This window comes from Paraburkholderia sp. A1RI-2L (assembly GCF_048957375.1).
Taxonomy (GTDB): Bacteria; Pseudomonadota; Gammaproteobacteria; order Burkholderiales; family Burkholderiaceae; genus Paraburkholderia.
Genome location: NZ_JARBTA010000003.1, coordinates 1,139,716 through 1,166,533, shown reverse-complemented (window position 1 = coordinate 1,166,533; position 26,818 = coordinate 1,139,716). Strand labels below are relative to the sequence as shown.

The 26,818-nt window shown below is 63.0% G+C and carries 16 protein-coding genes and 2 pseudogenes; 9 read left to right on the top strand and 9 right to left on the bottom strand.

What is annotated here, in order from left to right; translation table 11 throughout:
• The 3 genes and pseudogenes from PWP93_RS28480 to PWP93_RS28470 form a co-directional block, all read left to right on the top strand.
• A pseudogene (locus tag PWP93_RS28480) lies at window positions 1-1,162 on the top strand (hypothetical protein); the annotation flags it as partial.
• A 105-nt stretch (window positions 1,163-1,267) separates the two neighbouring features.
• Window positions 1,268-1,729 (top strand): hypothetical protein, encoded by a 462-nt coding sequence (locus PWP93_RS28475; RefSeq protein ID WP_421046282.1) that lies wholly within the window; start codon window positions 1,268-1,270, stop codon window positions 1,727-1,729.
• Window positions 1,730-1,896: 167 nt separating this feature from the next.
• Window positions 1,897-2,028: a hypothetical protein gene (locus PWP93_RS28470; RefSeq protein ID WP_421046974.1), complete on the top strand. Its 132-nt coding sequence runs from the start codon at window positions 1,897-1,899 to the stop codon at window positions 2,026-2,028.
• A 286-nt stretch (window positions 2,029-2,314) separates the two neighbouring features.
• Here PWP93_RS28470 and PWP93_RS28465 read toward each other — a convergent pair.
• Window positions 2,315-2,934, bottom strand: a pseudogene (locus PWP93_RS28465) (IS5 family transposase); the annotation flags it as partial.
• Window positions 2,935-3,528: 594 nt separating this feature from the next.
• Here PWP93_RS28465 and urtA point away from each other — a divergent pair.
• From urtA to urtE, 5 genes are all read left to right on the top strand, one after another.
• Window positions 3,529-4,830 carry an urea ABC transporter substrate-binding protein gene (gene urtA / locus PWP93_RS28460; RefSeq protein ID WP_421046973.1) on the top strand — a complete coding sequence of 434 codons (1,302 nt, stop codon included), beginning with the start codon at window positions 3,529-3,531 and terminating at the stop codon, window positions 4,828-4,830.
• 135 nt (window positions 4,831-4,965) lie between these two features.
• On the top strand, window positions 4,966-6,576 hold the full coding sequence (gene urtB / locus PWP93_RS28455; RefSeq protein ID WP_421046972.1) for an urea ABC transporter permease subunit UrtB: 1,611 nt from the start codon (window positions 4,966-4,968) through the stop codon (window positions 6,574-6,576).
• A 1-nt stretch (window position 6,577) separates the two neighbouring features.
• Window positions 6,578-7,774: an urea ABC transporter permease subunit UrtC gene (urtC, locus tag PWP93_RS28450; RefSeq protein WP_421046971.1), complete on the top strand. Its 1,197-nt coding sequence runs from the start codon at window positions 6,578-6,580 to the stop codon at window positions 7,772-7,774.
• Between the two features lie 3 nt (window positions 7,775-7,777).
• The gene (gene urtD, locus PWP93_RS28445; RefSeq protein WP_421046970.1) at window positions 7,778-8,629 is read left to right on the top strand and encodes an urea ABC transporter ATP-binding protein UrtD; all 852 of its coding nucleotides are present in this window, start codon (window positions 7,778-7,780) and stop codon (window positions 8,627-8,629) included.
• Between the two features lie 63 nt (window positions 8,630-8,692).
• On the top strand, window positions 8,693-9,385 hold the full coding sequence (urtE, locus tag PWP93_RS28440; protein WP_421046969.1) for an urea ABC transporter ATP-binding subunit UrtE: 693 nt from the start codon (window positions 8,693-8,695) through the stop codon (window positions 9,383-9,385).
• Between the two features lie 107 nt (window positions 9,386-9,492).
• Here urtE and PWP93_RS28435 read toward each other — a convergent pair whose 3' ends face one another.
• Window positions 9,493-9,759: a hypothetical protein gene (locus tag PWP93_RS28435; RefSeq protein ID WP_421027361.1), complete on the bottom strand. Its 267-nt coding sequence runs from the start codon at window positions 9,757-9,759 to the stop codon at window positions 9,493-9,495.
• Between the two features lie 467 nt (window positions 9,760-10,226).
• Here PWP93_RS28435 and PWP93_RS28430 point away from each other — a divergent pair, with 467 nt between their 5' ends.
• Window positions 10,227-12,227: an alkaline phosphatase family protein gene (locus tag PWP93_RS28430; protein ID WP_421046968.1), complete on the top strand. Its 2,001-nt coding sequence runs from the start codon at window positions 10,227-10,229 to the stop codon at window positions 12,225-12,227.
• 115 nt (window positions 12,228-12,342) lie between these two features.
• On the opposite strand, the gene PWP93_RS28425 is transcribed toward PWP93_RS28430, so the two are convergent.
• From PWP93_RS28425 to PWP93_RS28395, 7 genes are read right to left on the bottom strand one after another with little or no spacing between them, the layout of a single operon-like run.
• On the bottom strand, window positions 12,343-12,954 hold the full coding sequence (locus tag PWP93_RS28425) for a GNAT family N-acetyltransferase (protein WP_421046967.1): 612 nt from the start codon (window positions 12,952-12,954) through the stop codon (window positions 12,343-12,345).
• On the bottom strand, window positions 12,945-14,273 hold the full coding sequence (locus tag PWP93_RS28420; protein ID WP_421046966.1) for an aminotransferase class I/II-fold pyridoxal phosphate-dependent enzyme: 1,329 nt from the start codon (window positions 14,271-14,273) through the stop codon (window positions 12,945-12,947). The genes PWP93_RS28425 and PWP93_RS28420 overlap by 10 nt, the downstream gene beginning before the upstream one ends.
• A gap of 12 nt (window positions 14,274-14,285) precedes the next feature.
• Window positions 14,286-15,206, bottom strand: a complete 921-nt coding sequence (locus tag PWP93_RS28415) for a UDP-3-O-acyl N-acetylglycosamine deacetylase (protein ID WP_421046965.1) — start codon at window positions 15,204-15,206, stop codon at window positions 14,286-14,288.
• A complete protein-coding gene (locus PWP93_RS28410; protein ID WP_421046964.1) occupies window positions 15,203-22,666 on the bottom strand; it encodes an SDR family NAD(P)-dependent oxidoreductase in 7,464 nt (2,487 codons plus the stop codon). Before PWP93_RS28410 ends, PWP93_RS28415 begins: the two co-directional genes overlap by 4 nt.
• A 4-nt stretch (window positions 22,667-22,670) precedes the next feature.
• Complete coding sequence (locus PWP93_RS28405; RefSeq protein WP_421046963.1) at window positions 22,671-24,206, bottom strand: LTA synthase family protein; 1,536 nt, start codon at window positions 24,204-24,206, stop codon at window positions 22,671-22,673.
• On the bottom strand, window positions 24,206-24,997 hold the full coding sequence (locus tag PWP93_RS28400; protein WP_421046962.1) for an SDR family NAD(P)-dependent oxidoreductase: 792 nt from the start codon (window positions 24,995-24,997) through the stop codon (window positions 24,206-24,208). Before PWP93_RS28400 ends, PWP93_RS28405 begins: the two co-directional genes overlap by 1 nt.
• A complete protein-coding gene (locus PWP93_RS28395) occupies window positions 24,990-26,198 on the bottom strand; it encodes a capsule biosynthesis protein (protein WP_421046961.1) in 1,209 nt (402 codons plus the stop codon). Before PWP93_RS28395 ends, PWP93_RS28400 begins: the two co-directional genes overlap by 8 nt.
• Between the last annotated feature and the right edge of the window lie 620 nt (window positions 26,199-26,818).

The following is a 26,818-nucleotide window of genomic DNA, read 5'->3' as shown; positions in this document are numbered from 1 at the left end:
GGGGCTGTCGTCAAAGCTCGACGGTGGCGTGGCGGAATATGAGTTTGACGCCCAGTTCGAACTGCACCCCACGCGAGAGCCCTATCGCATGCCGCAGGTCACGCCGCGTCCACGCATCGAAGGATACGAAAATGCGGTGATTGTCGGATGGGAGCAGCACCCGATAATGGGGGACCATGCGACCGACGATCCGCAGGCGCGACCGGTTGATTTCCCCGTTACGCCCGACAACCCCGGCAAGTACGCAGCGCATCATGTACTGGTTGAGGACGGCGGCGGCTTCGCGGTGGCGAATCAGCCGTACCGCCTCACGCTCGATGATGGACAGATCATTGAGGGCGTGACGAGTGAGCTGGGCGAATTGCAGATGGTGACAAGCAATACCATATCGTTCGGCGTGGTTGAGTTGATGTCGCAAAGTTCGCCTGATGACGTAATCGGCGTGACCCATGTAACGGTCTACGACGATGGCAGTCGCCCGGTTACCCCGCCATCGGAGCCTCCCGCGAAACGCACTACGGCCATTGGCGGCAAGAGCGCGAGTACCCCCGATGAAAACGTCACGTCACAAGCCAAGCAGCCTGAGTACTTCACCTGCGATGCGCTGAATTTTGGTCTCCGGCGATATCGACTTCTCAAAGGCGCAACAACGGAAGACACACCGTTGAAATATCAACGCCGCGACAACATCGAATATCCGGTCGCGAAGACGTATACAGCGGCAATCAAGACGGCACTTGAAGCGATAGACTGGGTAGGACTGGATAAAGGTCCGTCGAACGTATTCTACGAAACGATCGTTTCAGCCATTCAGCCGTCGCTATGGGCTGCGCTTCAGGACGGACCGTTCGGATTGCGTGCTGGGTCCGAAGAAAGATACGGTGCTATGCCTGAAGTCGTGATTGTTGGACCGGAAGGGTATCCGAAGTACGGAATGAAAGCCGACTACGCAGGTGGCTTTGTATCGGAATATTGGACCATCGCGATCAACACAACACGCATGGACAGGATTGTGAGCTACGCCAAACCATTGGACGATAAATCATTGACAGGTGAGATGACTTGGCAAAAATCGGCATGCACCGGATGCTGGTATTCGACTACTACTGGAGGATTTTTGGAAAAACAACGAAGACCAATCCGAAGCTTGCACCGATCCTGAAGGATCTCGACATTGTCGAACAGGAAGTATGCAAGTTGAGGAACGTTACGCCGGAAGTCGCGAAACTGATGGTAGATGAAAAGAAAGGCTATAGGAGTCAGTTACATGAAGAAGACGCGTGGACGTGTGGCGAGATTGTTACTTCATACTGGCGTGATCCTGATGGTAAGTTCCGGGTCAATCCAGGTGCATGCACAAAGCAGTACGGCGATACAGTCACCGCAATCGGAGGCAAGCCCAATGCATGAGCAGAACATGGACAAGCAACATGAAGCCATTCTCGCATTGCTCGATGAGGCCATGACGATCCTGCGTGACGGAAAATCATTCAATCCGGAAAGTGGAATTTTTGGAGCAATCAGATCTACGGACGAAGGCCCCGAGAATACAGGACGTGTCTATCGATATGAAAACGACACGATGCCACCATCGAAACTCGTAATGACTACGGAGGCTGATCCATTGAATTACTTCGAGGACCGATCAAAAGTAGCAGTTGTGCCGTCACAACTTCTTCTCCGATTCTATAAGCCGGTTCGACCGAAATACAAAGGCGGCTCGATCTAGCCGATTACTGGGTCGATACAGGCGGTAACAGGCAGGAGGGCAACTGCTTTCCTGCGTCGCCGCCTAACGACTGGATCACAATCTGTCGCTACCGCGCGAACGAGCATATCGATAGCCGCTTTCCCGTCAATGTCGAGTTGGGCTTCTTCGGCCCGACAAAGGAAGGTATGTATGACCTTGACCGCGTAACGATCCGCCGCGCCTACCCCTACCTGACACCCGAAATGCGCAAGCAGAAGCGCGAGGAAAAAGCCCAGCGCATCCGCGAGAGCGGCTACACCGGGGTGATAGACGAATAACCGTCCGATTCGAAAACATGGTCACCGACCGTGAGGCCAGGTGACTATGCTCCGACGAATCCGACACAAGCTCGTCGTGGCGTCCAATCGATCAACAATGGAGGTGATACCTGCATGGTGTTTGCCAAACGCATCAACCTGGGCAGTCGACCGTTCTTTTCGGACATGCCTCCTTTTACGCTTGCCGCTTCCCGGGAAGACGGAAACTTCGATATCGCTTGCAGTAATACGAAAATAGGCCCGATCGTAGCAGGTTACCTGTCGCTCGTGCATGCGCTGGAGCGTGTTAGGAACTTAGCGTTAGATTTGCGAAATGAACGAGCATCAGAACGGAAGAAACTACAAAGTGGATTCCAGCGAGTGTCTCCGGCAAACGCTCGTAATCTCGCGCGAGTCGACGAAAGCGGTTCAGCCAGCCGAAGCTACGTTCCACCACCCAGCGGCGCGGCAACAGCACAAAGTCCTTTTTCGCCTCCGGCAGCTTGATTACCTCAAGCTCGATTCCTTCATCCGGCGCTGCCTGCGCGGGCTCCTCGCCGGTATAGCCCTGGTCGGCAACGCTACCTTGACCGTCTGGCCCGTGGCCGCCTGGACTTGACGCGCAAGCTCGCCGACCTGTGCGCGCTCCTGCTCGTTGGCGGGCGTAATGTGCACTGCAAGCAACTGACCCAATGTATCTACCGCCATGTGGACCTTGCTGCCGCGTTTGCGTTTATAGCCGTCGTAACCGGCGCGAGGTCCACTCTCGCAGGTCGACTGCAACGTGCGCCCATCGAGAATGACCGCGCTGGGCTGCCCCTTTCGGCCCTGCGCAACCCGGATAACCGAGCGCAGGTCGCTCACCATAGCCTCGAAACAACCCACCTGAATCCAGCGCTGCGTCTGCTGGTAGACCAGTTCCCACGGGAAGTCATACTGCCTACCAGGCTCGACTCGAAGTTCCTAACACGCTCTACGCAAGGACGAGAAGTTTCCGGAGCGCACCATGCGAAGGAGCGACGGCGTCAAGATTCATGACGCAGGCCCCGTAAAGATCTGGCGGTGGGAAGCATTTCCGAAGGCCGGGGACGCCAAATGACCCAGCGATTCGACCGTATAGTCGAGCGTCGCCGCAGTGCGCGTTACTCATGCTCGCGTATCCCTACCTGCGCCCGAGCAACGCAAACAGAAGCGCGAGGAAAGGATTAAACGCATTCGTGGAAGCGGCTAGCACGATCGCACCGGGCCGCACGACGCGCAGCAATTCACGCATGAGCGCCAACGGCTTTTGCGTGACGTGTAAGCCTGGCCCGTCCCTCAATGCGTGCGCCGCGCACCACGATGGCGCGCGCGCACCGACATCATCCATCGTTGGCCCGCCTTCCGATCATTCAATCCGCACACCAGTCCGTGGTCCACCCGGATTGCGCCCTGCTTGCGCGCATTGGCCCGGAAGTTGCGTTCACTCGCGATCGTTCTGCCTCCAGGATCAAAACCCATCTCAATCCTTAAGGACGATAAATGAAAAAGCGCGCGTTTCTGAAAATGGCATCGGCAGCGGGGATGGCGGGGATCGCAGCACAAGTACCTGCCGTGTTCGCGCAGAGTGCCGACAAAGGCCCGATCAAGGTTGGCATCCTCCACTCGCTGTCCGGCACGATGGCGATCTCGGAGACGTCACTGAAAGACACCGCGCTGATGACGGTCGCCGAAATCAACGCCAATGGCGGCGTGCTGGGCCGCCAGATCGAGCCGGTGGTCGTGGACCCCGCGTCGAACTGGCCGCTCTTCGCCGAGAAGGCTCGCGGCCTTCTCACGCGCGACAAGGTCGCGGTCGTGTTCGGCTGCTGGACCTCGGTGTCGCGCAAGTCGGTGCTGCCGGTGTTCGAGGAGTTGAACGGCCTGCTGTTCTACCCGGTGCAATACGAAGGCGAGGAGATGTCGCGCAACGTGTTCTACACGGGCGCCGCGCCGAACCAGCAGGCGATTCCCGCCACCGAATACCTGATGAGCGCCGAGGGCGGCGGCGCGAAACGCTTTTTCCTGCTCGGCACCGACTATGTCTACCCGCGCACGACCAACAAGATCCTGCGCGCATACCTGAACTCGAAAGGCGTGCACGATGCAGACATTCAGGAGGTCTACACGCCGTTCGGGCATAGCGACTATCAGACCATCGTCGCCAACATCAAAACCTTCTCGCAGGGCGGCAAGACCGCGGTGATCTCGACCGTGAACGGCGACTCCAACGTACCGTTCTACAAGGAGCTCGGCAACCAGGGGCTGAAGGCCACCGAGGTTCCCGTCGTGGCGTTCTCGGTGGGCGAGGAAGAACTGCGCGGCATCGACACGAAGCCGCTCGTCGGCAACCTCGCCGCCTGGAACTACTTCATGTCGCTGCGCGATCCGCAGAACACGAAGTTCAAGACGATGTTCGCCAACTGGGTGAAAAAGAATAATCTGCCCGGCGGCGACAAGCGCGTGACGAACGATCCGATGGAAGCGACCTACGTGGGCATCCACATGTGGAAGCAGGCGGTCGAGAAGGCGAAGAGCACCAACGTCGACAAGGTGCGCGTCGCGATGATCGGCCAGAAGTTCAATGCGCCTTCCGGCTTCGAGCTCGAGATGGACGGCAATCACCATCTGCACAAGCCGGTGATGATCGGCGAAGTGCGCGCGGACGGTCAATTCAACGTGGTCTGGCGCACCAAGACGACGGTGCGCGCACAACCGTGGAGCCCGTTCATCGCCGGCAATCAGGGCAAGCCGGATGTGGTGTCGTCGATTCCGGACTTCCTGCGCCGACGTCGCGTCGCGTGATTGCCTGATCGATGCATGGCCCGCGATGGGCCAACCCGTTGTGGGCCAGCCCGCGATGGGCCAGCCCGTCGTGGTCCACGCCGCCCGCCGCGCTCCGGCGGGCGCTCTCAACCGCTGCACGATGCACGCCATTACATGACCCATAGCCAATCGCTGCGCGCGCTGCTGGTTTCGATCCTGCTCGCGCTCGCCAGTCCCGCGGTCTTTGCGTTGACGACCGCCGATCTCGCTGCGCTCGCGCAAGACGACTTCGACGCCAAATCCGCGGCGATCGACAAGTTGATCGCCAGTCACGACGCGCCGTCGCGCGCGATGCTCGAGGCGCTCTCGGAGGACAGCGTGCTCGTGACCGATAGCGGCGAAGTGCTGCTGCAAAACGGCGACACGCTCAAGGACGCCGTCACCGGAAAAACCGTTGCAGCGAGCGACGCGCAACCGGTGACGCTGAATAATTTGCTGCGCTCGAAAGTGGCCGGCGCGCTGTCCGGCTTGCAACTCGATTCACCGGACTTCGCCACGCGCCGCTCGGCCGTCGAAGCGCTGTTGAAAAATCCCGATCCGTCGATGAAGGCGCAGATCGACGCGGCCCGCGCGAAAGAAACTGATCCGGCCTTGAAGCGGCGCCTCGACACGCTATGGGCGATGACCGCGCTGCACAACCCCGATGCCGCGACGCGTCTCGAAGCGGTAAAGCTCGTCGCGGCGCGGCAGGATCTCGACATGTACGAGCTGTTGCGTCCACTCGTCGCGAAGCAACCCGACGGCACTTATGCCGAGCCGGACGCAGCGATTCGCGCAGCCGCTCAGGAAGGCATCGACTCGCTCGACGCCATCCAGCGCCGCAGCGAGATCGCCGGCACCGTGTTCGCGGGCCTGTCGCTTGGCAGCGTGCTGTTGCTCGCGGCGCTTGGCCTCGCGATCACCTATGGCCTGATCGGCGTCATCAACATGGCGCACGGCGAATTCCTGATGATCGGCGCTTACGCGACGTATGCGGTGCAGAACTTCATCCAGCACTACGCACCCGGCGCATTCGACTGGTATCCGCTGCTCGCGATTCCGGCCTCGTTCCTCGCGGCGGCGCTCGTGGGCATGGCGCTGGAGCGGCTCGTGCTCAAGCACCTGTACGGCCGCCCGCTCGAGACGCTGCTCACCACCTTCGGTGTGAGCCTGATTCTGATCCAGGCCACGCGGATGATCTTCGGTGCGCAGAACGTTCAGGTATCCAATCCATCGTGGATGAGCGGCGGCGTCGCCGTGCTGCCGAACTTGATCCTGCCGTATAACCGCATCGCGATTCTTGCGTTCTCGCTGATCGTCGTCGGCATCGCTTGGGCCGTGCTGACGAAAACGCGGCTCGGCCTGTTCGTGCGCGCCGTCACGCAGAATCGCCACATGGCAGCGTGCGTCGGCGTGAAGACGGCGCGCATCGATTCGTATGCCTTCGCGTTCGGCGCGGGCATCGCGGGGCTGGGCGGCTGCGCGCTCTCGCAGATCGGCAACGTCGGTCCGGACTTGGGCCAAGGCTACATCATCGACTCGTTCATGGCCGTGGTGCTGGGCGGCGTGGGGCAGATCGCCGGCACGGTCATCGGCGGCTTCGGTCTCGGTCTCGTCAGCAAGGCGATTGAGCCGTTCTGGGGCGCGGTGCTCGCGAAGATCGCGGTGCTCGTGCTCATCGTGCTGTTCATCCAGAAGCGTCCGCAGGGCCTGTTCGCCCTGAAGGGCCGCAGCGCGGAGGCCTGAGATGACCACGGCAATCTCCTCCGTTTCCCCTCATGACGCAACCGACAAGACCCGCGCACCATCGGCAGGCGCCGCGCAAGAAGGCTTCGCACTCGGCCTGCCAGCGCGCCCTCCGCTGCTGTCGCGCCACGCCTGGCTCGCGCTGATCGCGTTGATCGTTGCCGTAGGCCTCGGCGTGCCGCTTTCGGCGCTCGTGCTGCCCGAGTCCAGTGCGTTCCATTTGTCCGCGTATGCGATGACGCTGGCCGGCAAGTTCATGTGCTATGCCATCGGCGCGCTCGCGCTCGATCTCGTGTGGGGCTATTGCGGCATCCTGAGTCTCGGCCACGCGCTCTTTTTTGCGCTGGGCGGCTACGCCATCGGCATGTATCTTATGCGCGCGATCGGCCATGACGGCGTGTACGGCAGCGACCTCCCCGACTTCATGGTGTTCCTCAACTGGAAGACCATGCCGTGGTATTGGGCCGGCACGCAGCACCTGGGGTACGCGTTGCTGCTGGTCGTGCTGGTACCCGCCGCGATTGCCTGGGTGTTCGGCTTCTTCACGTTCCGCTCGCGCGTGAAGGGCGTGTACCTGTCGATCATCACGCAGGCGCTCACGTTCGCCGCCATGCTGCTCTTCTACCGCAACGAAACCGGATTCGGCGGCAACAACGGCTTCACGGACTTCAAGCGTATCGCCGGGTTTCCGATCACGCATCCCGGCACCCGCACCACGCTCTGCCTTATGACGTTCGCGGTGCTCGTGCTCGCATTTCTCGGGGCACGATTCATCGCCACGTCGAAGTTGGGGCGCGTCGTCACCGCCGTGCGCGACGGCGAAACGCGGCTGATGTTCCTCGGCTACAGCCCGCTCGCGTACAAGCTCTTTGTGTGGGTCGTCTCCGCCGTGCTGTGCGGGATTGCCGGTGCGCTGTACGTGCCGCAAGTCGGCATCATCAATCCGAGCGAGATGTCGCCGGGCAACTCGATCGAAATGGCGATCTGGGTCGCCGTGGGCGGGCGCGGCACGCTGATCGGGCCGATCATCGGCGCATTCGCGGTGAACGGCGCGAAGAGCTTCTTCACCGCGTACTTCGCCGAATACTGGCTGTTCTTTCTCGGCCTCATCTACGTGCTGGTGCCGCTGCTGCTGCCCAATGGGATCATGGGCCTGATCGAATCCGGCCTCGAACGACGCCGTCGCGCGAAGGAATGACCGATGACACCGCACTCCATGCTCCTGAACGAAGACGCATCGGACCATGCGCTAAGCGGTGTGGCGTCGCTTGGCCGGGTCGTCACGCCCGGAGAAATCGACGTCTCGCACGGCGCGATCCTTTATCTCGACGACGTGGTCGTCAGCTTCGACGGCTTTCGCGCGCTCGACGCGCTCACGCTCTCCATCGACGCCGGTGAACTGCGCTGCATCATCGGACCAAACGGCGCAGGCAAGACCACGATGATGGACGTGATCACCGGCAAGACCCGCCCCGATCACGGCAAGGTATTCCTGGGCCAGACCATCGACCTCACGCGCATGAACGAGCCGGAGATCGCGCATGCGGGCATCGGCCGCAAGTTCCAGAAGCCGACCGTGTTCGAGCAGCACCCGGTATGGGAGAACCTCGAACTCGCGATGAAAACCGACAAGGGCTGGTGGGCCTCGCTGCGCGCGCGTCTCGATCGCAGCGCGCAGGCGCGCATCGAAGAAACACTCGGCATCATCGGCCTCGAAAGCGCAGCGCGGCGCGCGGCGGGCGAGCTTTCGCACGGCCAGAAGCAGCGCCTCGAGATCGGCATGCTGCTGATGCAACAGCCCGCCTTGCTGCTGCTTGACGAGCCCGCCGCCGGCATGACCGACGACGAGACGATGCAGCTTGCCGAGCTCCTGAACCAGTTGCGCGGCACGTGCTCGATGATGGTTGTCGAGCACGACATGGAGTTCGTGACGGCGCTCGCGGGCGAGACGGGCAAGGTCACCGTGATGGCGCAAGGCCGCGTACTGGCGCACGGCACGCTCGACAACGTAAAGCAGAACGAATCAGTGATCGAATCGTATTTGGGCCGATAGAACACGCACCGAATTCCGTGCGGATGCTCGCGTCGATATCACGCAAAACAGGAAGCCATAACCATGCTGGAAGTCGACGGACTGAACCAATACTACGGTGGCAGCCACATCCTGCGCGATGTGAAGCTGGCCGTGCCGGAAGGCAAGCTGACCGTTTTGCTTGGCCGCAACGGTGTCGGCAAGACTACTTTGCTGCGCTGCCTGATGGGCGTCGTGCAAGCGAAGAGCGGCTCGATCGCCTGGCGCGGCAACGCGCTCACGAAGCTGCCCACCTGGGCGCGGGTTGCGCAAGGCCTCGCCTATGTGCCGCAAGGGCGCGATATCTTTCCGCGTCTTTCCGTCGAAGAGAATCTGCTGGTGGGCGCGGCCAGCCGCAAGGCGCCATCGGGCGTGCCGGAGCGCATCTACGATCTGTTTCCGGTGCTGTGGAACATGCGCTCGCGGCGTGGCGGCGATCTCTCCGGCGGACAGCAGCAGCAGCTCGCGATCGGGCGCGCGCTGATGAGCGAGCCGCAGCTTCTGATTCTCGATGAGCCGACCGAAGGCATCCAGCCGTCGATCATTCAGGACATTGGCCGGACACTGCGCCAGCTCGTCGAAGAAATGGGCATGACAGTACTGCTCGTCGAGCAGTACTACGACTTCGCGAAAGCCATTGCGGACCAGTACTGGGTGATGCGTCGCGGCGAGATCGTCGCGGGTGGCGAAGGGGCTGCGATGGATCAGGACGGCGTGCGAGAACTGATTGCGGTTTGACGCGCTTTGTCAGTTGCGCTGCACCATCCGGCGTCGCGCCACGTGCACCCAGGCAGGCTGACTCGTGGAGCGCTGGACACGCCCCACGGGGCGAAACACGAAGCGAATCAATGCCCGTGCGCCGCGCGCCATCCGGCACGCTTTTTCGGCTGCTGACCGGGCGCGCCGGTGTGGAACCCTGCCGAGACGATAAAAAGAATCCCGGCGAACGGCCAGACGAAGGTGGCAAAGACAAAGCTGAGCCAATACGCATCTTGTGGAGGGTATGCCTGGAGTGCCCAGATCAGGCACGCAGCTGGCAACATCAGCAGACACAACGCCGACCGGTGAAGAAAAACCGCGGCCCTTGCATTCTTGAGCGTCTCAGCTTGCATGCCTACCTCCATAGGGAATGGCACTGAGACATAGAGTCGCACGGCAACCGCCGCACGCAAACTTGGTGAAATCCCTGACATGCGCCTTTCTACAGAATATGCGGCTATGCAGCAAATATTGGGGCCCGCGCATCAACCAGGCATGACTAATTGATGGTTGCTTCAAAGACATCGCGCGCGAGCAACCGGGCGACCCTGTATCGCGAATGCGAATCCGTGCTTGCCTGGGAGGCGTCCCAATCGCCCATGCTGCTGTCGACGAGTGCGACCCGCAGCATTCGAAAGATTCATGAAGGTCAATCGTAGGCACGGTCACATGACCGGCATAAAAGCGCCTTACTACCGTCCCGTCAGCGTCATGCAAGTGGTTTAGTTTTCCAGCCTGCAACACGCCGCAATCATCTGGAAAACCGTACAAACCTCCCCCCAGTCTTGCGAAGAAGTGCAACGCTTCCATGGAGACTCACATGAGCCTGACATCGAGACCGAGACACCCAAGGTCTGCCGCCCCCGCTTTGCTTGCTGCTGTTTCGCTGGCCTCCGCGGCCATCTTCTGCTCCGCAGCGGCCGGCCAGCCGCAGGCGCCCACGGATCCCTCTCTGGCAACGGCAACGCCGATCAAGCACGTCATCATCATCGTGGGCGAGAACCGGACCTTCGACCACGTCTTCGGCGCCTATCAGCCGCAGGCGGGCCAGACCATCTCGAACCTTCTCTCCAAGGGCATCATCAGGGCAGACGGCTCACCCGGACCGAACTTCAAGCTCGCCGAGCAGTACACGGCGAAAGCAACCAATCCCTCACGATTCGACGCCAGCCCCGCATCGAAACAGCCTTATTCGACGCTGCCAGCGCCGAACACGGGATCGGCGCCGACCGCCGCGAGCGACGCGAATCCGCCGCCGTTCGCCACGCTTGCGGCTGCGCAGGCGGCAGAGGGCAACGCGCTCGAAGCTGGCGACGTCGTTCATCTGACCACGGGCGCGACAGGTCTTCCAAACGACGTGCCCGATACGCGCTTCGGTGCGAACCTCTACAACTTGCAAAGCGGTCCTTATCAAATTTCGCGCGTCGGCCCGAACTACGACCAGTACATGAACAGTCCGGTCCATCGCTTCTATCAGAACTGGCAGCAAGCCGATTGCAATATCGCGCACGCCACTGCCGCGAATCCGAGCGGATGCAAGATGGACCTGTTTGCGTGGGTTGAAACCTCGGTGGGCGCCGGATCGAACGGCAAGCCGCAGCCCGCCAATTTCACAGACGAGACAACCCACGAAGGCGCTACGGCCCTTGGGTTCTATAACGTCAACACCGGCGACATGCCCTACTTCACCGAGCTCGCGCGCCATTACACGATCAGCGACAACTATCACCAGCCGGTGATGGGCGGCACGGGCGCGAACAGCATCATGATCGGCACGGCCGATGCGCTCTATTACACCGACGGCCAAGGCAATCCCGCTACGCCGCCGCAAAACCAGATCGAGAATCCGCGGCCGCAGCCGGGCACCAACAACTGGTATGCGCAGGACGGCTACTCGGGCGGGAGCTATAGCAATTGCTCGGATCCGAAACAGCCTGGCGTGGGCGCAATCCGGCATTACCTCGACAGCCTGCCGTATCGCCCCAGTGCCAATTGCGCGCCCGGCTCGTACTATCTGCTCAATAACTACAATCCCGGCTATAACGGCGACGGCACCGTCAATACGAGTGCGTTCACCATTCCGCCCTCCCCGGTGCGCACCATCGCTGACACCCTGCTCGAACGCAGCATTTCATGGAAGTACTATGGCGAAGGCTGGAAGACATTCGTGACCAATCCATCAACCAGTGTCTATTGCAATATCTGCAATCCGTTTCTGTATGAAACGGCGATCATGACGAATCCGGCGCTAGTGGCCGCGCATCTCCAGGATACGAGCAACCTGTATTCGGACATTGCGAACGGGACGTTGCCAGCTGTCTCCTTCGCGAAGCCAGGCGGCCTGCTGGATGGACATCCGGCCTCTTCGAAGTTCGGTCTCTATGAAGCGTTCGTGCACAAGATCATTAATTCGGTTCAAGCGAACCCTGCCTTGTGGGCGTCCACTGCAATCTTCATTACGACCGATGAGGGAGGCGGCTATTACGATTCCGGCTACATTCAACCGGTCGACTTTTTCGGGGACGGGCCGCGCATTCCGCTCATTGTCGTGTCCCCTTACTCGCGCGGCGGCCGGGTGGTTCACGATTACTCGGATCACGTCTCGCTCGTGAAATTCATCGAGCACAACTGGTCGCTGGGACCGATTACGGCGCGCAGCCGCGACAATCTTCCGAACCCGGTTCAGCTTCCTTCGAACCCCTACGTGCCCACAAATGCGCCAGCTATTGGGGACCTGTTCGGTGCCTTCCGGTTCGAACCCGTCAAGCAATCCGGGCTGGAGAATTCAAACGAAGGGGCTGTGGGGATGTCGCCGTTCTGAAGGTCGGAAAAGCGATGAATGGTGGTGGCTCGGCTTCCACCATTTTACGGCTCCCATCGGAGCACGCTTCACAAGACGGGCTTAATCAAGCGCACAGCACAGCAGTGAGGCACGCTCATCCACCGATGCTCATGCGCTCCGACACGACAGCCGAAGGCAAACGCGGATGCCGCGCGCGCTTGCGCTCCATCGGCTGGAATCCGAGCCGCCGATACAGCGCGATCGCGCCGTGATTCTCGAGGCGCACATCGAGCACGAACTGCTGTCCGCCCCGTTTGAGCACGTCGTTCATCAGCGTCGTCAGCGCGCCGCGGCTGCGCCATTCCGGCCGCGTCGCGCAATGCGCGATCAGACTTTGGCCGCGCGCGGGTGCCGGCAATTCCGTCGCGAGCCGAGCACCGCGCGTCAGAATGCCGATCGCGCGCATCACGCCAAAATGCCGCCATACGTGCCATGCGAGCACGACATCATCGAGCGCAACCCGCCCGCCTTCGTGAATCGCCATCACGCTGCAGACTTCGTTGTCGTCATTCACCACGACGCGATGCCGCCGAAAGGAAAACCGCCCGTGCCGCGATCTGAATCCGCCCGCCAGAAAGTCGATGCATGCTTCCGCAGGCACGCCCAGCATGAAGCCGAACTCCGGCTCGCCCGAAGCGAACACGAGCGGCGCGCAGACCGCTGCATCGTCCGCACGCGCGGGTCGGCAGACGAAGCTCATCGGCATGTCGACACCAGACGCGCGACGGCATCGACGGTGTAATCGATCTGCTCGTCGGTGTGCGTCGAGCAGATAAAAAAGCGCAGGCGCGCCGCTGCCTCTTCCACAGCGGGATAGAAAATCGGTTGCACGTTGATGCCTTCCTCGAATAGCGCATTCGCCAAAACCGCCGCCTTCATCGAGCTGCCGGTGATGACCGGCACCACCGAATAGCCCGCGCTCGTACCCGTATGGAGTCCAGCCTTTCTGGCGCGTGCGAGAAAACGCTGGCCGTTCGCCTGCAAACGCATGACGCGCTCGGGTTGCGCGCACAGGGCGCCGAGCGCGGCGAGCGAACCGGCGGCAAGAGCAGGGGCGAGCCCCACGCTGTACAGAAAGCCCGGCGCGAGATGGCGCAGCATATCGGTGAGCACGGTGCTGCCCGCGATATAGCCGCCGCAGCCCGCGAGCGTCTTGCTCATCGTGCCCATCCAGATATCGACATCCGTGGGCGCAACGCCGCAATGTTCGCGCACGCCTTGCCCGCGCGCACCGAGCACGCCAAGTGCATGCGCTTCATCGACCATCAGGAATGCGGCGTGACGTTGCTTCACTTCGGCGAAGCGCGCGAGATCGGGGATATCGCCGTCCATGCTGTACAGACCTTCGATCGCGATCAGCACGCGCCGGTACTCGCCGCGCACCCGTGCGAGCAGCGCATCGAGCGCTTGCCAGTCGTTGTGCGGAAAGCTCAGGCGCTTCGCGCCGGAAAGCTGGGCACCCTGCACGATGCTGTTGTGCGCCAGCGAATCGTGGATGACGAGATCGCCCGGTGCGAACAACGCGCCGATCACCGTGACGTTGGTCGCATGGCCGCTCACGAATGCGACACAGTCCTCGACTTCGTAGAAGTTCGCGAGCGCGCGCTCGAGTTCGCGCTGCACGGGACGCTCGCCCGCGACCATGCGGCTCGCCGATGCCGACGTGCCGTAGCGATCCAGCGCTTGCTTCGCAGCTTCGGTGACGGCGGCATCGCCCGACAGGCCGAGATAGTTGTAATTCGCGAAGTTGATGTACTCCGCGCCGCCGATGCGCGTCGTCGCGCCGGCGCTGCCTTCGTGGACGCGGAAGAACGGCGACTCGACCTTCAGCGTCGTCCCCATCTGGCGCATGATGCGCACCTGCTGATACGCGGGCATGTCCTCGAAACGCGCCAGCGATGCGCGCTCCTGCTGCGTCACGCGATCCGGTTCGAAAGGCGCGGCAGCTTGCGCACCCGCGCGTTCGAGCTGGCGTTGCAACGCCTTGGCCGCGAGTTTCTGCCTCATCTGTTCGGGCAAGCTCATCACTACTTTTCCTTATGCCGCTTCGGCCCATTCCCACGCATCGCGATCGGCGAGCAGGGCTGCGAGCAGCCGATAGTTCATCTCGTGACTGGGCCGCCACGCGCTCACGCGACCGAGAATCGGCGCGCCCGCCATCGCGAGGTCGCCGACGAGATCGAGCGCGCGATGGCGCACGAATTCGTCCGGCATCCGCAATCCGCCGATCACCTTGTTGCCGACGATCGTCGCCGTGCTCGTCATACGCGCACCGCGCAGGATCGGCTTGCCGGAGAGATAGCCAGCAGCGATGGCGAGCACGGCCCATTTCAGTCGTCCGTACGAACGCGACGGCGCGATGTGATTCGCGAAACTGGCCGGCGTCACTTCGCCTTCCCAGCGCAGCGCGGGAAAGCCACGCAAATCGGTGCATACGTCGAGCTCGTATCGATCAGAAGGCGCGACACTCATGCGCCGCACTTCGTTACCTTCTTCGTGTTCGACCATCACCGTCCTCAGCACGCGAATGAAGCGCTTCGCGCTCGCGAGCGGCACGCGTCCTGCATCGCGCAGGGCGTTGCACCAGGGCGTCGCGCTGCCGTCGAGAATCGGCACTTCTTCGGCATCCAGATGAATCGTCGCGTGATCGATTTCCTGCGTGAGCAAGGAAGCAAGCAGATGCTCGACCGTGCGCACGCCAATGCCGTCCCGCGCGCGCAACATGGTGCAGAGCGGCTGCGCGTGGCGCAGCGAAGCATCGACCGGAAGCGCGGCAAGCGGACGGTCGCCGCGCGAGCGCTCGAACCAGATGCCCGCGCGAGCGCCCGGCGCGCCCGGATCGACCGGCACGATGCGCACACGCACGCGCCGGCCCGTGTGCAGGCCGCGGCCTTCGATCTTCACTTCGCGCGCGAGCGTACCCTGATTGCGTTGCCAGCCGGCGGGTGCCTGCGTCATGCGCGCTCCCCGTGACCGAGCGCTTGCGCCACACCGCTGATTGCCGCGCTATCGAGCGCATGACGCGCCGCGAGCACGTTCACCTGATGCGCCACATCCGAACCCGCAGGCGCGGTATCGGCGCCCTTGATGTCGGCGACGATACGCGCCGCGAGGCTGCTGACGGTCGCACCTTCGGCAATCGCCATCACCGACAGCTTGCTCCCTAGCGACTCCTCCACCGCCATGCCGAGTTCGATGCCCATTAGCGAATCCATGCCAAGCTCGAGCACCGACGCATCCGCCAGAATCTTCTCCGGCGACAGATGCAGAATGCGCGCGATCTGCGCCTGCAGCGCCGCTTCGACCTGCGTCTGCGCTTCGTGCGCGTCGAGCTCGCGAATCTGATCGCGCAACTGCGCGCCGCTTTCGAGCGCGGCGTCGTCGGCGACGCCACGCGACAGTCCACGATACCGCCGCGCACTCGCCGCCGGCATGCCGCGAGCAATCACCTGCCAGTCGAGCCGCACAAACGCTTCGCCCGCACCGTCTTCGATGAGCACGCGATCGAGCGCCGCAAGCGCTTCCGCCGAGGTGATCGACCCGCCGCCGATGCGCCCTTGCAGCGCCTGCCTGGTGTTGTCGTTACGCGCGAGGAAGCCGACATCGTCGAGCGGGCCCCAGGCCATCGCGGTACCGGCGAGACCTCGGGCGCGGCGCAGTTCGACAAGCGCTTCCAGAAACGTGTTGGCCGCCACATAGCTGGACTGCCCCGGATTGCCGAGATACGTCGTCGCCGATGAATACAGCACGAAGAAGTCGAGCGATGCGCCGAGCGTTGCGCGATGCAGGTTCCACGCGCCCGCGACCTTAGGCGCGAGCACGGCGCGAATGCGCGCATCGTCGAGATTGCGCAGCAAGCCGTCGTCGATATGCATCGCCGAATGCACGATACCCTTCAGCGGCATGCCACGCGCTGCGATCCATGCGATCAGCGCATCGACCTGCGCGCTCGCCGACACGTCGCACTGGCGCACGTCGATACGCGCGCCGCTGGATTGCGCGAGACGCGCGATGGCGTCGTCCTGCGCCGCATCGAGCGCCGCTCTGCGGCTCGCCAGCACGACATGACGCGCGCCGCGCTCGATCATCCAGCGCGCCGTCGCAAAGCCGAAGCCGCCCGTGCCGCCGATCACGAGATAGCTCGCGTGTGGATCGTGCGAATACTTCGCGTGGCTCTGACGCACGCGCGGCTGCGGCACGCCATGCGGATACGTGACTAGCACCTTGCCGATCTGGCGCGCCTGCTGCATCGTCCGGAACGCGGATTCGGCCTCGCGCGCAGCAAATGCGCGATACGGCAGCGGATGCAACACGCCACGCTCGAACAGCGCCATCACATCGGCAAACAGGCGTGCGGTGAGATTCGGGCGCGCGCTCATCAACTGGTCCGCATCGATGCCGAAATAGCTGATGTTGTTGCGGAACGGCCGCAAGCCTATCTGACTGTTCTCGTAGAAGTCGCGCTTGCCAAGTTCGAGGAAGCGCCCGAACGGGCGCAAGGTGTCGATGCCGCGCACCATCGCCTCGCCCGCGAGCGAATTCAGCACGATATCGATGCCCTCGCCTTGCGTCAGCGCGCGCACGTCGTCGGCGAAAGCGAGACTGCGCGAATCGAGCACGTGATCCGCGCCGAGCAGACGCACGAACTCGCGCTTCTCGCGACTACCCGCACTGGCGAACACTTCCGCACCGAGATAGCGCGCGAGCTGAATCGCCGCGATGCCGACGCCACCCGCGCCACCGTGAATCAGCACGCGTTCGCCCCGCCGCAGACGCGCCAGTTCGACGAGCGCGTAGTAGGCCGTGAAGAACGCGGTCGGAATGGTTGCGGCCTCTTCGAAGCTCATGGTGGCGGGCTTCTTGGCGACGGCATCGGCACGCGTCTGCACGCGGCTCGCGAACGAGGCGCTCGCGAAACCGAGCGCCGCATCGCCTTTCTGAAAGCGCGTCACATTGCGGCCCACGCGCGTCACGCGGCCCGACAGCTCCATGCCGATGGTCGCGCCCGCGAAGCCGTTCTCGACCGCTTCGTCCGACAACAAGCCCATCGCATACATGACGTCACGGAAGTTGAGACCTGTGGCGACGGGTTGAATCTCGACCTCGTCATCGCCGAGTTCGCGCTCGGGCAACGGCAGCCATTGCAGATGACGCAGCGAGCCCGGCGCTTCGAAGCCGAGGCGCGCGTGCGCCCGCGCTTGCGGCTCCGATGCGGGCGCAGGCATCGCGTCGGCGGCCAGCATGCGCGAAACGTAGCGGCCCGTTACCGTCAGCATTACCTCTTCTTCGGCTTCTCGTTCGTCGGACAGCGCGATGAGCAGTTCATCGGCCAACTGCGCGGCGACGTCATCGCTGGCTTCGTGGATGTCGATCAGACGGCACGCCAGTTCGGGATGCTCGTTCGCCATCGTGCGCGTGAGGCCCCACAGCGTGGCGCCTTCGATCGCCGAATGCGCCACGCCTTCGATCGGCGCGGCGCCGCGCGTGACGATGTTCAGTTGCGGCATGTGGGCGCTCTGCATGGCAGCGGCGTCGCGCACGAAACGCGCGAGCGCGAGCATCGAATCGTCCTGCGCCTGAAGCATCGCCTCGCCGCTGGCGCTTGCATCGCTCGATGCGGGCGCAACGAACACCAGATGCGGCGCGTGTCCGACCGTATTCAGCTGACGCGCGGCATCCGCGAGCGAGACACGCGCCACGGCCTGGCCGCGCGCGAGCAGCGCCCGACGCAAGGCTGCTTCGAAGCCGGTTTCGGCCCCGCCGCCGGCGATCCACCAACTGGCGCGCGGCGCAATGGCATGGGCTTTCGACGAATCGAACGGATTGCGCGCCACGGCGATGGCCGGAACGTTTTCCAGATCGACGCCGCGCTCGACATGACGCGTGACGTGCTCGAAGCCCGCGGCTTCGAGCAGCGCTTCGAGCTGGCCGGGCGACATGCCCGACGGCGTATCGAAGACCAGTTCACCGAAGCGTCCGCGCTGCGGCTCCGCCATCACGACGATGCCGCCTGGCGCAAGCCAGTTGCGCATGGCCGCGAGCACCGCGCGCTGATCGTGCTGCGCAGACAGCGAACGGCGGGCGACGATCAGATCGAAGGCTTCGCGTTCGCCTTCGAGCGAAGGGGAATCGCCGAGTGTCATGACAACGGCGCGCGCGGTGTCGCCCGCCGCCGGATCGAAGGATTGCACTTGCGCCTGCGTGCCCGCGAGCACGCGCTCGCAGCGCGCGGACGGCAACGCGATGTCGAGACCGCGCATGAATTGCGCATCCGGCGCGGCGATTTCCAGCACGCGCATGCGTCGCGCGGGCGTCCACGACGCGACCGCCTGCGTCACGCATTGCCCGATGAAGCCAGTCGCGTGCGTCCAGGTGGGCGAGGCATCGAAGAAATGCTCGAAGAGTGCGTCGCGCGTACTCGATGCGGGTTCCTGCACCGTATCGTCCGCGAGCCGCGCCGACAGTTGCGCACCGCGATGCGCCAGCAGACTCAGCTCCGCGACGTGCGCGGGCGACGTCGCGAGCAGCGAGCGCCACAGTTCGTCGGCGTCAGGCCAGTCGGCGCAGGCAGCGGCGTCGCGCACGAAGGTGCCATCGGCTTCGATCAGCAGGCCGTCTTCCGCGAGCATGCGTTCGAGCGCGCGGCGCAGGCGGCTGGCGGTTGCGGGAAGCACCGCAGCGCGATCGAATGCGCGCAGGGCCCAGGCGCTCGCCAGCACGTCGAAGAGCGGCAGTATCTCCGTGAGATGCGCCTGGCGGTGCGCGTCGTCTTCGAGCAAAGCCTGCGCGGCGAGCGCGCGCTCGATCAGCGCAGCCGGCGCCGGCAGCATCTGCGTATCGGCAGCCGCGTCGCGCGGCTGCGGCTGCGCGATATACCTGAAGCGCGCGGGCGGCGTGAATCGGCGGCCCAGCAGATCGACGCGGCGGAAGCGGCAGGCAGAAAGGCGCATCGTCACGCGATGATCCGCATCCAGAAAGTCGAACGATGCGACCACCGAATGCGGGCTGCGCCGATCAATGCGCGCGAGCACCGAGCACACCACCGCCGTGCCCAGAAAATCAACGCGACCGATCTGCACCGGCACATACGCGGCATCCTCGCCGCTAGCGCCGAGCAGCGCGAACAGAGGATGGAAACCAGCGTCGATCAGCGCGGGATGCATGGCATAGGCACCGGCCATGTCGGCGGCTTCGGCGGGCATCGACAGATGCGCGAACGCGCGCTCGCCGTCGATGCGCACATCGCGCACCCAGCGGAACGCCGGACCGTACGACAGCCCGACGCGATGCGTCTGCTCGTAAAGCGCCGCACCGTCGATCGGCTCGCGCGCGAGCAGCGCCGCATCGATGGTTTGCGCCTGAATCGCCGGGCCGCTTTGCAGGAATCGCCCGCTCGCGTTCAGCGCCCACGGATCGCGGCTCATGCGGTCGCGCGTTTCGATGCTGAAGCGAGCGGTCGCCGCATCGATCGAGAAGCGCATCCGCTTGCCAGTGCCAGGCTGGAACACCAGCGGCAGATGAATCTCGAGGTTTTCCAGCGCGCAGTCATCGCAGTGCATGAATTCGCGGCCCGCAATCAGCGCCATTTCGACGTAACCGGCGCCCGGAAACGCAGCCGCGCCATCGACGACGTGATCGGCCAGCAACGTCATGCGCGCCGGATCGATCTGATTGCCCCACGCGAGCGTGTGCTCCGCCAGCCGGTAGCCGAGCAGCGGATGCTCGCGTCGGCGATTGACGATGTCGTACGCTTCGGCTGTCGGCATGCGCCAGTAGCTTTCGCGCTGCCACGGATAAGTCGGCAACGGAATGCGCGCAGCAGGCGGCGCGAAGCGGTCGGGTTCGACCGGCGCGCCATGTGCCACGGCATTCAGAATCGAACGGCGCAACGCTTGCGCATCCTCCTCTTGACGCTTGAGCGTGACGAGCACGCGCGCGTTCACGCCGTTCGCCTTCAACGTCTGATCGACGTAGCCGCGCAGAATCGCGTGCGGCCCGACTTCGAGAAACAGTGCGATGCCGCGTTCGGCAAGATGCGCGATGGCCGCTTCGAAGCGCACCGGATCGCGCACATTGCGCCACCAGTAGTCGGCGGTGAGCTTCGCGCCATCGAGCGTCGAGCCCGTCACCGTCGACACGAAACGGCGCGTGGCGGCGCTCGGACGCAAACTGGCGAGGCTCTTTTCGATCCGGTCGCGGATCGCGTCCATCTGACGACTGTGGAACGCATAATCGAGCGCGAGCATCTGAAAGAACGTCCCTTGCGCGCGCAACGCCGTCTGAATTTCGCGGAGCGCATCGGGATCGCCTGCCAGCGTGACGGCTTCGGGACTATTGATGCCCGCGATTTCCACGCGTGCGTTGAGCCCGAACTGCGCGATCAATTCCGCCGCCGCCGTCGCACCGATGCCCGCCGCCGCCATCAAGCCGCTGCCGCGCGTGTGCGCCTGTGCGCTGCTGCGGATGCGTATCACATGCACCGCCTGTTCAAGCGTGAGCGCGCCCGCCGCCCACGCCGCAGCGATCTCACCAACGCTGTGTCCGCAACACGCGACGAAACGCACGCCACGCGCGCTGATCGCTTTCGTGATGCCGACCTGCATCGCAAACAATAGCGGCTGCGCGATCTCGGTCGCGCCGAGCGCGTCGGCGGTAACGCCCGCTTCCAGCATCGCGACGAGCGACGGACTGCCGTCCGCGCACCAGAGCGCATCGACTTCACGCAGCGCTTCGGCGAACGCGGCGTCTTCCTGCAGCAGACGCTGGCCCATGCCGGCCCATTGCGCGCCGTTGCCGGAGAACACAAGCGCGAGCGGCGCGTTGCTCTGTGGCGCGTGACCGGTGACGAGCGCCGCTGAACCCGCTTCATTCGATGCGGCCAGCGCACGCAACGCCGCGCGCGCTTCATCGTACGACGACGGCGCGATGATCGCGCGGTGCTCCAGCCATTGACGCCGCCACGCCGCGCCTGCCGCGAGCGCGGACCAGGGCGCGCCGGACTCGAGCATGACGAGGTAGCGCCTGGAGAGCGCCGAGAGCGCGGCGCCAGCGCGCGCACTCAGCATCAACGGCGCGAGCGTGTCATCGAGCGAAACGATGCGTGGCGCCGGACCTTCGCGCACGGGATCGGGGGCCTCCGCGAGAATCACATGCGCATTGGTGCCGCCAAAGCCGAACGAATTCACGCCGATATGCAGCGGCGCATCGTGGGTTTCGAGCGGCGTGAAGCGGTCGACCACGCGCAAACGGCCTTCGCCGAAGTCGATCTTCGGATTGGGCGTGCGGAAATGCAGCGAACGCGGCACTGCGCGATGCTTCAGGCAGAGCACGGCCTTCAGCAATCCGGCCATGCCCGAAGCGGTTTCCAGATGCCCGAGATTGGTCTTGACGGAGCCGATGAGCAACGGCGCGCCGGACTCGCGGCCCGCGCCGGCAACCTCGAGCAAAGCTTGCGTTTCGATCGGATCGCCGACCTGCGTACCTGTCCCGTGCGCTTCCACATACGCGAGCTGCAACGGCGAGACGTTCGCTTCGCCGTACACTCGACGCAACAACTCGGCCTGGGTGGCCGCGCCCGGCACGCTGATGCCGCCCTGCGTGTAGCCATCCGAATTGACGCCCGAACCAGCGATGACCGCATGAATGGTGTCACCGTCGGACAACGCGCGCGAAAGCGTTTTCAGCATCACGAACGCACCGCCTTCCGAGCGCACGTAACCATCGCCGCGCGAATCGAAGGCGCGGCAGCGGCCCGTCGGCGATAGCATGGAGGCCTTGGCGAAACTGACGAAGCCGAACGGATGCAACAGCAGATTCACGCCGCCCGCGAGCGCCATATCCGCTTCGCCCGATGCAAGCGCGCGGCACGCCTGGTGCAGCGCGACCAGCGACGACGAACACGCCGTATCGACCGCCATGCTCGGCCCGCGCAGGTCGAACAGATACGAGACACGATTCGCCGCGATGCTCATGGTATTGCCAGTCGCGGAATACGGGTCGACGCACGACAGATCGTCCATACTGCGATTGCCATAATCCGTGCTCGCGACGCCCACATAGACAGCGCAGTTGCGGCCCCTCATGTCGGCGGGACGCACGCCGGCATCTTCGAAGGCTTCCCAGGCGAGCTCGAGCAACAGCCGCTGCTGCGGATCCATCTGCATGGCTTCGCGCGGCGAGATGCCGAAGAACGCGGCATCGAAATGACTGACGTCGTCGAGAACCCCGGCGGCGAACGTGTAGCTCTTGCCCGGCTCCGGCTTCGACGGGTGGCGATAATAGTCGGTGCCGAAGCGGTCGGCAGGGATTTCGGTGACGGCATCGCGCTCGTCGCGCAGAAGTGTCCAAAGTTCGTCCGGATTCGTCACGCCGCCAGGTAGACGACAGGACATGCCGACGATCGCAATTTTTTCGTTCATGTTCTCAGTTCATTTCAGCTGGCGCGAACTGCGGTTCCGGCGTACGCCGAGTCGTGCGCTCGCTGTCCATTGCGCCGATGAGCGCCCGACCCAGCTCATCGATGCGCAACTTGCTCGACCGTGGTGACGTCGCGCTGTAATTCGTCCAGATAAAGAAGTCGCTCCGGTGCGGCAGCCGACCGATATGCCGGTACGCGCGTGACATCGCGGGCACGTGATCGCCGTAGAAACACACGACCGTGTCGCGTTCGCGCGTGCGCAGATACGTGAGGAGGCGGCCGATCATGGCATCCGCATTCACGAGATGGCGCAGGTACGCGGTGAGATCGTGCAGCTCGGGGGCGTCACCGAGCGCGTGGTAGGCCGCACCCTCGCCCGGCTCGACCGGTTCCAGATGAAGCGGGCCGTGGTTTTCCATCGTCACCGCGAAAATGAAGACCGGGTCCGTGCTGGCTTCCAGCGTGTCGATCACCTTGTCGGCGACTGCTTCATCGGCGACGTAAGCACCGGCGCGGCGCGCGGACGCGAATGCATCGATATCGACGAAGTGCTCGAAGCCGAAATGGCGGAATGCGCGATCGCGGCCGAAGAAATTTGCGTGATACGGATGGATCGCGAGCGTGCGATACCCTGAACCCTTGAACCACGATGCAAGCGAAGCGCAAGCCCGCCGCACGAATGCGTAGGGGTAGAAGCGCGCGTAGCCGAGCTTCGACTGATCGAGGCCGGTGAGCAGCGCAAATTCGCTGCGCATCGTGTTTGCACCCCACGCGGGGACATCGAGCTCGCCGTGGAGCCAGGCTTCGGCGCGGGCGCGGTCGAACTGTTCGAGGATCGAGGTGCGGATCGACGAGTCGAGGCGCCGGGCATCGAAGAAGGATTCGCTTTGGATGACGAGAATATCGGGGCGGTGGGCAGGAGCGCCGGTTCGGGCGAACCCGCTTGTGTCGAGTGCTTCCTGCAACGCGCGGAATGTCCGCGTGCGCATTCCGTTCAAGAAATAGGCAACGAACACGGCCACAAAGCCATGCATGACCTGATCCAGCGCGGCATCGAGCGTAAGCGGCAAGCGTGGCGGGAGCACGACGCATGCGCCGAGCGCGACCGCTATGACGCATGCAAGCCATGCGTAGTGGAGATGCGTAAGCGGCGGATCGATCAAGAACGCGGTCGCGAAAACACCGGCACCGAGCAGAATCGCGACAACCTCGCCTGCGCTCAGAAATGGCAGATACAACCGCGGATGCCGGAACAACTGCGAGAAGAGACTGAGGTCGGTGAAGACGAGCGGCTCGCGCAGAGCCTCATACTTCGCATTGCCGATGATAACGAGCCCGGCCACGCACGCGAACACCACGAACGCCGAGAACGCGGGCCGCACACTCGCCACCAGCGCGATGCAGAACAGCAATGTGACGACGCTTACGTGAAGCAACTTCGCACGCAGCGAGCGACGCCAGAACGCATTCGCGCCCGGCCTTGCGCCGGCATCGGCGAACGAAGACGCCGTGAGCGCAATGAGGTAACACGCGAGCGCCATCACCGCCGCGGGCGCGCCGCGCGCAAAGGGTAGAACAGGTGGAGTAGCGCGTCGCCGAGGGCCGCGGGCATCGCACGAACGAAACGCATGCCGAGATAGAGCGGACCGGGAAACGCGATGACCCTGCGGCGCACGGCTAGCTGGCGCTGAATCACGCGTGCGGCCTTCGATGCGCTCCAGAGGAACGGCTTGCTGCCGGGGAACACATCGCTCATCGCGGTTTTGACGAAGCCGGGCAGAATAATCGACAACGCGATGCCGTCGCGCGCGAGTGACGGACGCACCGATTCGCCATATGCGCACAACGCGGATTTGCTCGCGCAATACGCCGGAGAAATGGCCATGCCGCGAATCGCGGCGAGCGAACCGACGAGCGCGATTTGCCCGCGCATGCGCGCGCGCATGCGGTCCGCCACGGATTGCACGGCATGAATCGCGCCGAAGAAATTGGTCTCGACGACCATGCGCGTGCGCGCGAGGTCCTCCCAATCATCCGGCGACGACAGCGTGCTCGCGACACCGGCATTGGCGATCAGCAAATCGATCGGGTGACGATGATCGAAGTCTTCGAGCCACGCGTTCATGGCTTGCGCATCACAGACATCGAGCACGCCTTCGACGACACGTGCACCTGCTGCGCGGCAGCGATCGGCGCATGCCTGTAAGCGCGCCGCGTCGCGGCCGATGAGCCCGAGCGTCACACCGGGCGCGGCATACGTATGTGCGAGCGCTTCGCCAAGACCGGCGCTCGCGCCCGTCACGACGATCACGCGGGCAGGTGCGCTAGGCATCGCCGCATGCCTCCAGACGAGCCACGGCGCCGGCCGTCGCCATGGCGATGCCGCGCTGCGTATAGAAGTCGCCGTTGATCTGGGTGTTGCAGATGACGTAGTGGAGAAAGGCCTGATACAGTTCCATGTCGGGCGGACTCGCATCGAGCCAGAAGTCGTCGAGCCGGCCTTGCCATGTCATGCCGGGCATGTCGTAGACCGCGTTGCCGAGCGCGACGAGCGGGCGCCTGTGATGCAGCGCCGACAGCCCCACGGTGCTATTGACGACGACCACGCCGCGCGAATGCTCCAGCAGCGTCGGCAAATGCCCGGCTTCGAGATACACGAGGCGCTGCGCCATATCGAGCGACTTCGCCAACTCGCGCGCGAAGCGCTTATATTCGACGAGCCCCGTATCGAGCGGATGATTCTTGATGACAAGTAACGCATCCGCAGGCGCGTGCTGTGCGAAGGAACGCATTACGCGCTCGATAGCTTCGCGCACGCCGCCGCTGAACGGCGAGTGCACGACGATCTGCGAATCGGAATTGAGTTGCAGCGGGAACAGGTAGCACGAGCGCTTCGAATTGACGAGATCGGTGGTGGCGCGCACCGCATCGTCGCGATGACCCTTCTGCCGCGCGAAGCGCGCCGCAAGCGCCGAATACTCTTTCATGCCGTTGTACGGACGATGACTCTTGTAGCCAGGAAAACGCGCTGCATAAAAGGCATTGCCCAACCGATAACGGATGTCGTGCCACGCGCGCTCGTAGAGGTTATAGCCCGTGGCCTGCGCTTGCGGCACCGATGCGAACCGATGCTCCAGATACCACGCCGGATCTCGCGGCATGCGCGAGCGGCCATTGACACCATATTGCTCCAGCGTGAGCCAATACGGACGCACATAACCTTCCTCGAAGACGTGCACCCGCACGCCATGGCGCTCGGCAACTGGATGCAAGGGCGTGTGAATGGCGCGGCAATCGCCGAAAAGAAAAATATCGGAAAAGGACCCCGAGCCGATTTTCTGCTCATACCAGGCCGGTAAATCCTGAGTGCGCTCCGTGAAATTCAGCGCACGCGTTTCTCCTGAAGAATACAGTAGATCGCCGCCGCAGAAATTAATCCGCTGCACCGAATGCCCTTTTTCACTCAGCGATTCAGATAAACGCGAAAAAAAATGGGAAGCGGTGCCTTGAAGGGCGAGGAACGATCGCGGCATCGGGCTAGAAAATTGAAAGAAAGCAGTAGAGAAGCCTCAGCCAGCCCTTCAGGAGAAGGTATTTTTTACAACACCAGACCTCTCATTTTTTGCAATCTTACGATATGGATGTTGGATTTTGCGCATGCTTTCAAGCATATGTTGCAAGGATGATACAGCAAATTGTAAACTTTTGTTGTTTTGTGTAACTCGACTATAATCCGCCGCGATCGCCAAAACGCTTTATTTATAGCGGTTTCATGGACTACTAGCACGTCTTAACCAGAAAAATGCAGACGTCTTCGCATTGCTTACCTACTAGATAAGTGATAGACGGCAGAAATTTCATGCGCTGTACTTGCATCTTTCTTGTGCAACATTTACCTCCTACGGACTTACAAGATTCCTGATCTTACAAATCCGAAAGGGATACGCCTTCGACCGCTTTTCGTGTGTCACATCATCGTGGTGACACACCAGCCATGCTGATTCGCATGTTGAAATCGCGATTTCATGCCTTGGAAATACCTTGGAAAAAACTCAGCATTTTCCCGTTCAGACGATTGGCAGCAAGGAAAGCCGTGCGATTTTGGCGCGGCTGAAGCGTGTTAATCGGCTGTGCCTTTTTACCGTCATATTGC

Coding starts and splice junctions, on each gene's coding strand:
- PWP93_RS28475 (WP_421046282.1), top strand. CDS start 1,268: ATGAAGAAGACGCGTGGACGTGTGGCGAGATTGTTACTTCATACTGGC.
- PWP93_RS28470 (WP_421046974.1), top strand. CDS start 1,897: ATGTATGACCTTGACCGCGTAACGATCCGCCGCGCCTACCCCTACCTG.
- urtA (WP_421046973.1), top strand. CDS start 3,529: ATGAAAAAGCGCGCGTTTCTGAAAATGGCATCGGCAGCGGGGATGGCG.
- urtB (WP_421046972.1), top strand. CDS start 4,966: ATGACCCATAGCCAATCGCTGCGCGCGCTGCTGGTTTCGATCCTGCTC.
- urtC (WP_421046971.1), top strand. CDS start 6,578: ATGACCACGGCAATCTCCTCCGTTTCCCCTCATGACGCAACCGACAAG.
- urtD (WP_421046970.1), top strand. CDS start 7,778: ATGACACCGCACTCCATGCTCCTGAACGAAGACGCATCGGACCATGCG.
- urtE (WP_421046969.1), top strand. CDS start 8,693: ATGCTGGAAGTCGACGGACTGAACCAATACTACGGTGGCAGCCACATC.
- PWP93_RS28435 (WP_421027361.1), bottom strand. CDS start 9,759: ATGCAAGCTGAGACGCTCAAGAATGCAAGGGCCGCGGTTTTTCTTCAC.
- PWP93_RS28430 (WP_421046968.1), top strand. CDS start 10,227: ATGAGCCTGACATCGAGACCGAGACACCCAAGGTCTGCCGCCCCCGCT.
- PWP93_RS28425 (WP_421046967.1), bottom strand. CDS start 12,954: ATGCCGATGAGCTTCGTCTGCCGACCCGCGCGTGCGGACGATGCAGCG.
- PWP93_RS28420 (WP_421046966.1), bottom strand. CDS start 14,273: ATGAGCTTGCCCGAACAGATGAGGCAGAAACTCGCGGCCAAGGCGTTG.
- PWP93_RS28415 (WP_421046965.1), bottom strand. CDS start 15,206: ATGACGCAGGCACCCGCCGGCTGGCAACGCAATCAGGGTACGCTCGCG.
- PWP93_RS28410 (WP_421046964.1), bottom strand. CDS start 22,666: ATGAACGAAAAAATTGCGATCGTCGGCATGTCCTGTCGTCTACCTGGC.
- PWP93_RS28405 (WP_421046963.1), bottom strand. CDS start 24,206: ATGGCGCTCGCGTGTTACCTCATTGCGCTCACGGCGTCTTCGTTCGCC.
- PWP93_RS28400 (WP_421046962.1), bottom strand. CDS start 24,997: ATGCCTAGCGCACCTGCCCGCGTGATCGTCGTGACGGGCGCGAGCGCC.
- PWP93_RS28395 (WP_421046961.1), bottom strand. CDS start 26,198: ATGCCGCGATCGTTCCTCGCCCTTCAAGGCACCGCTTCCCATTTTTTT.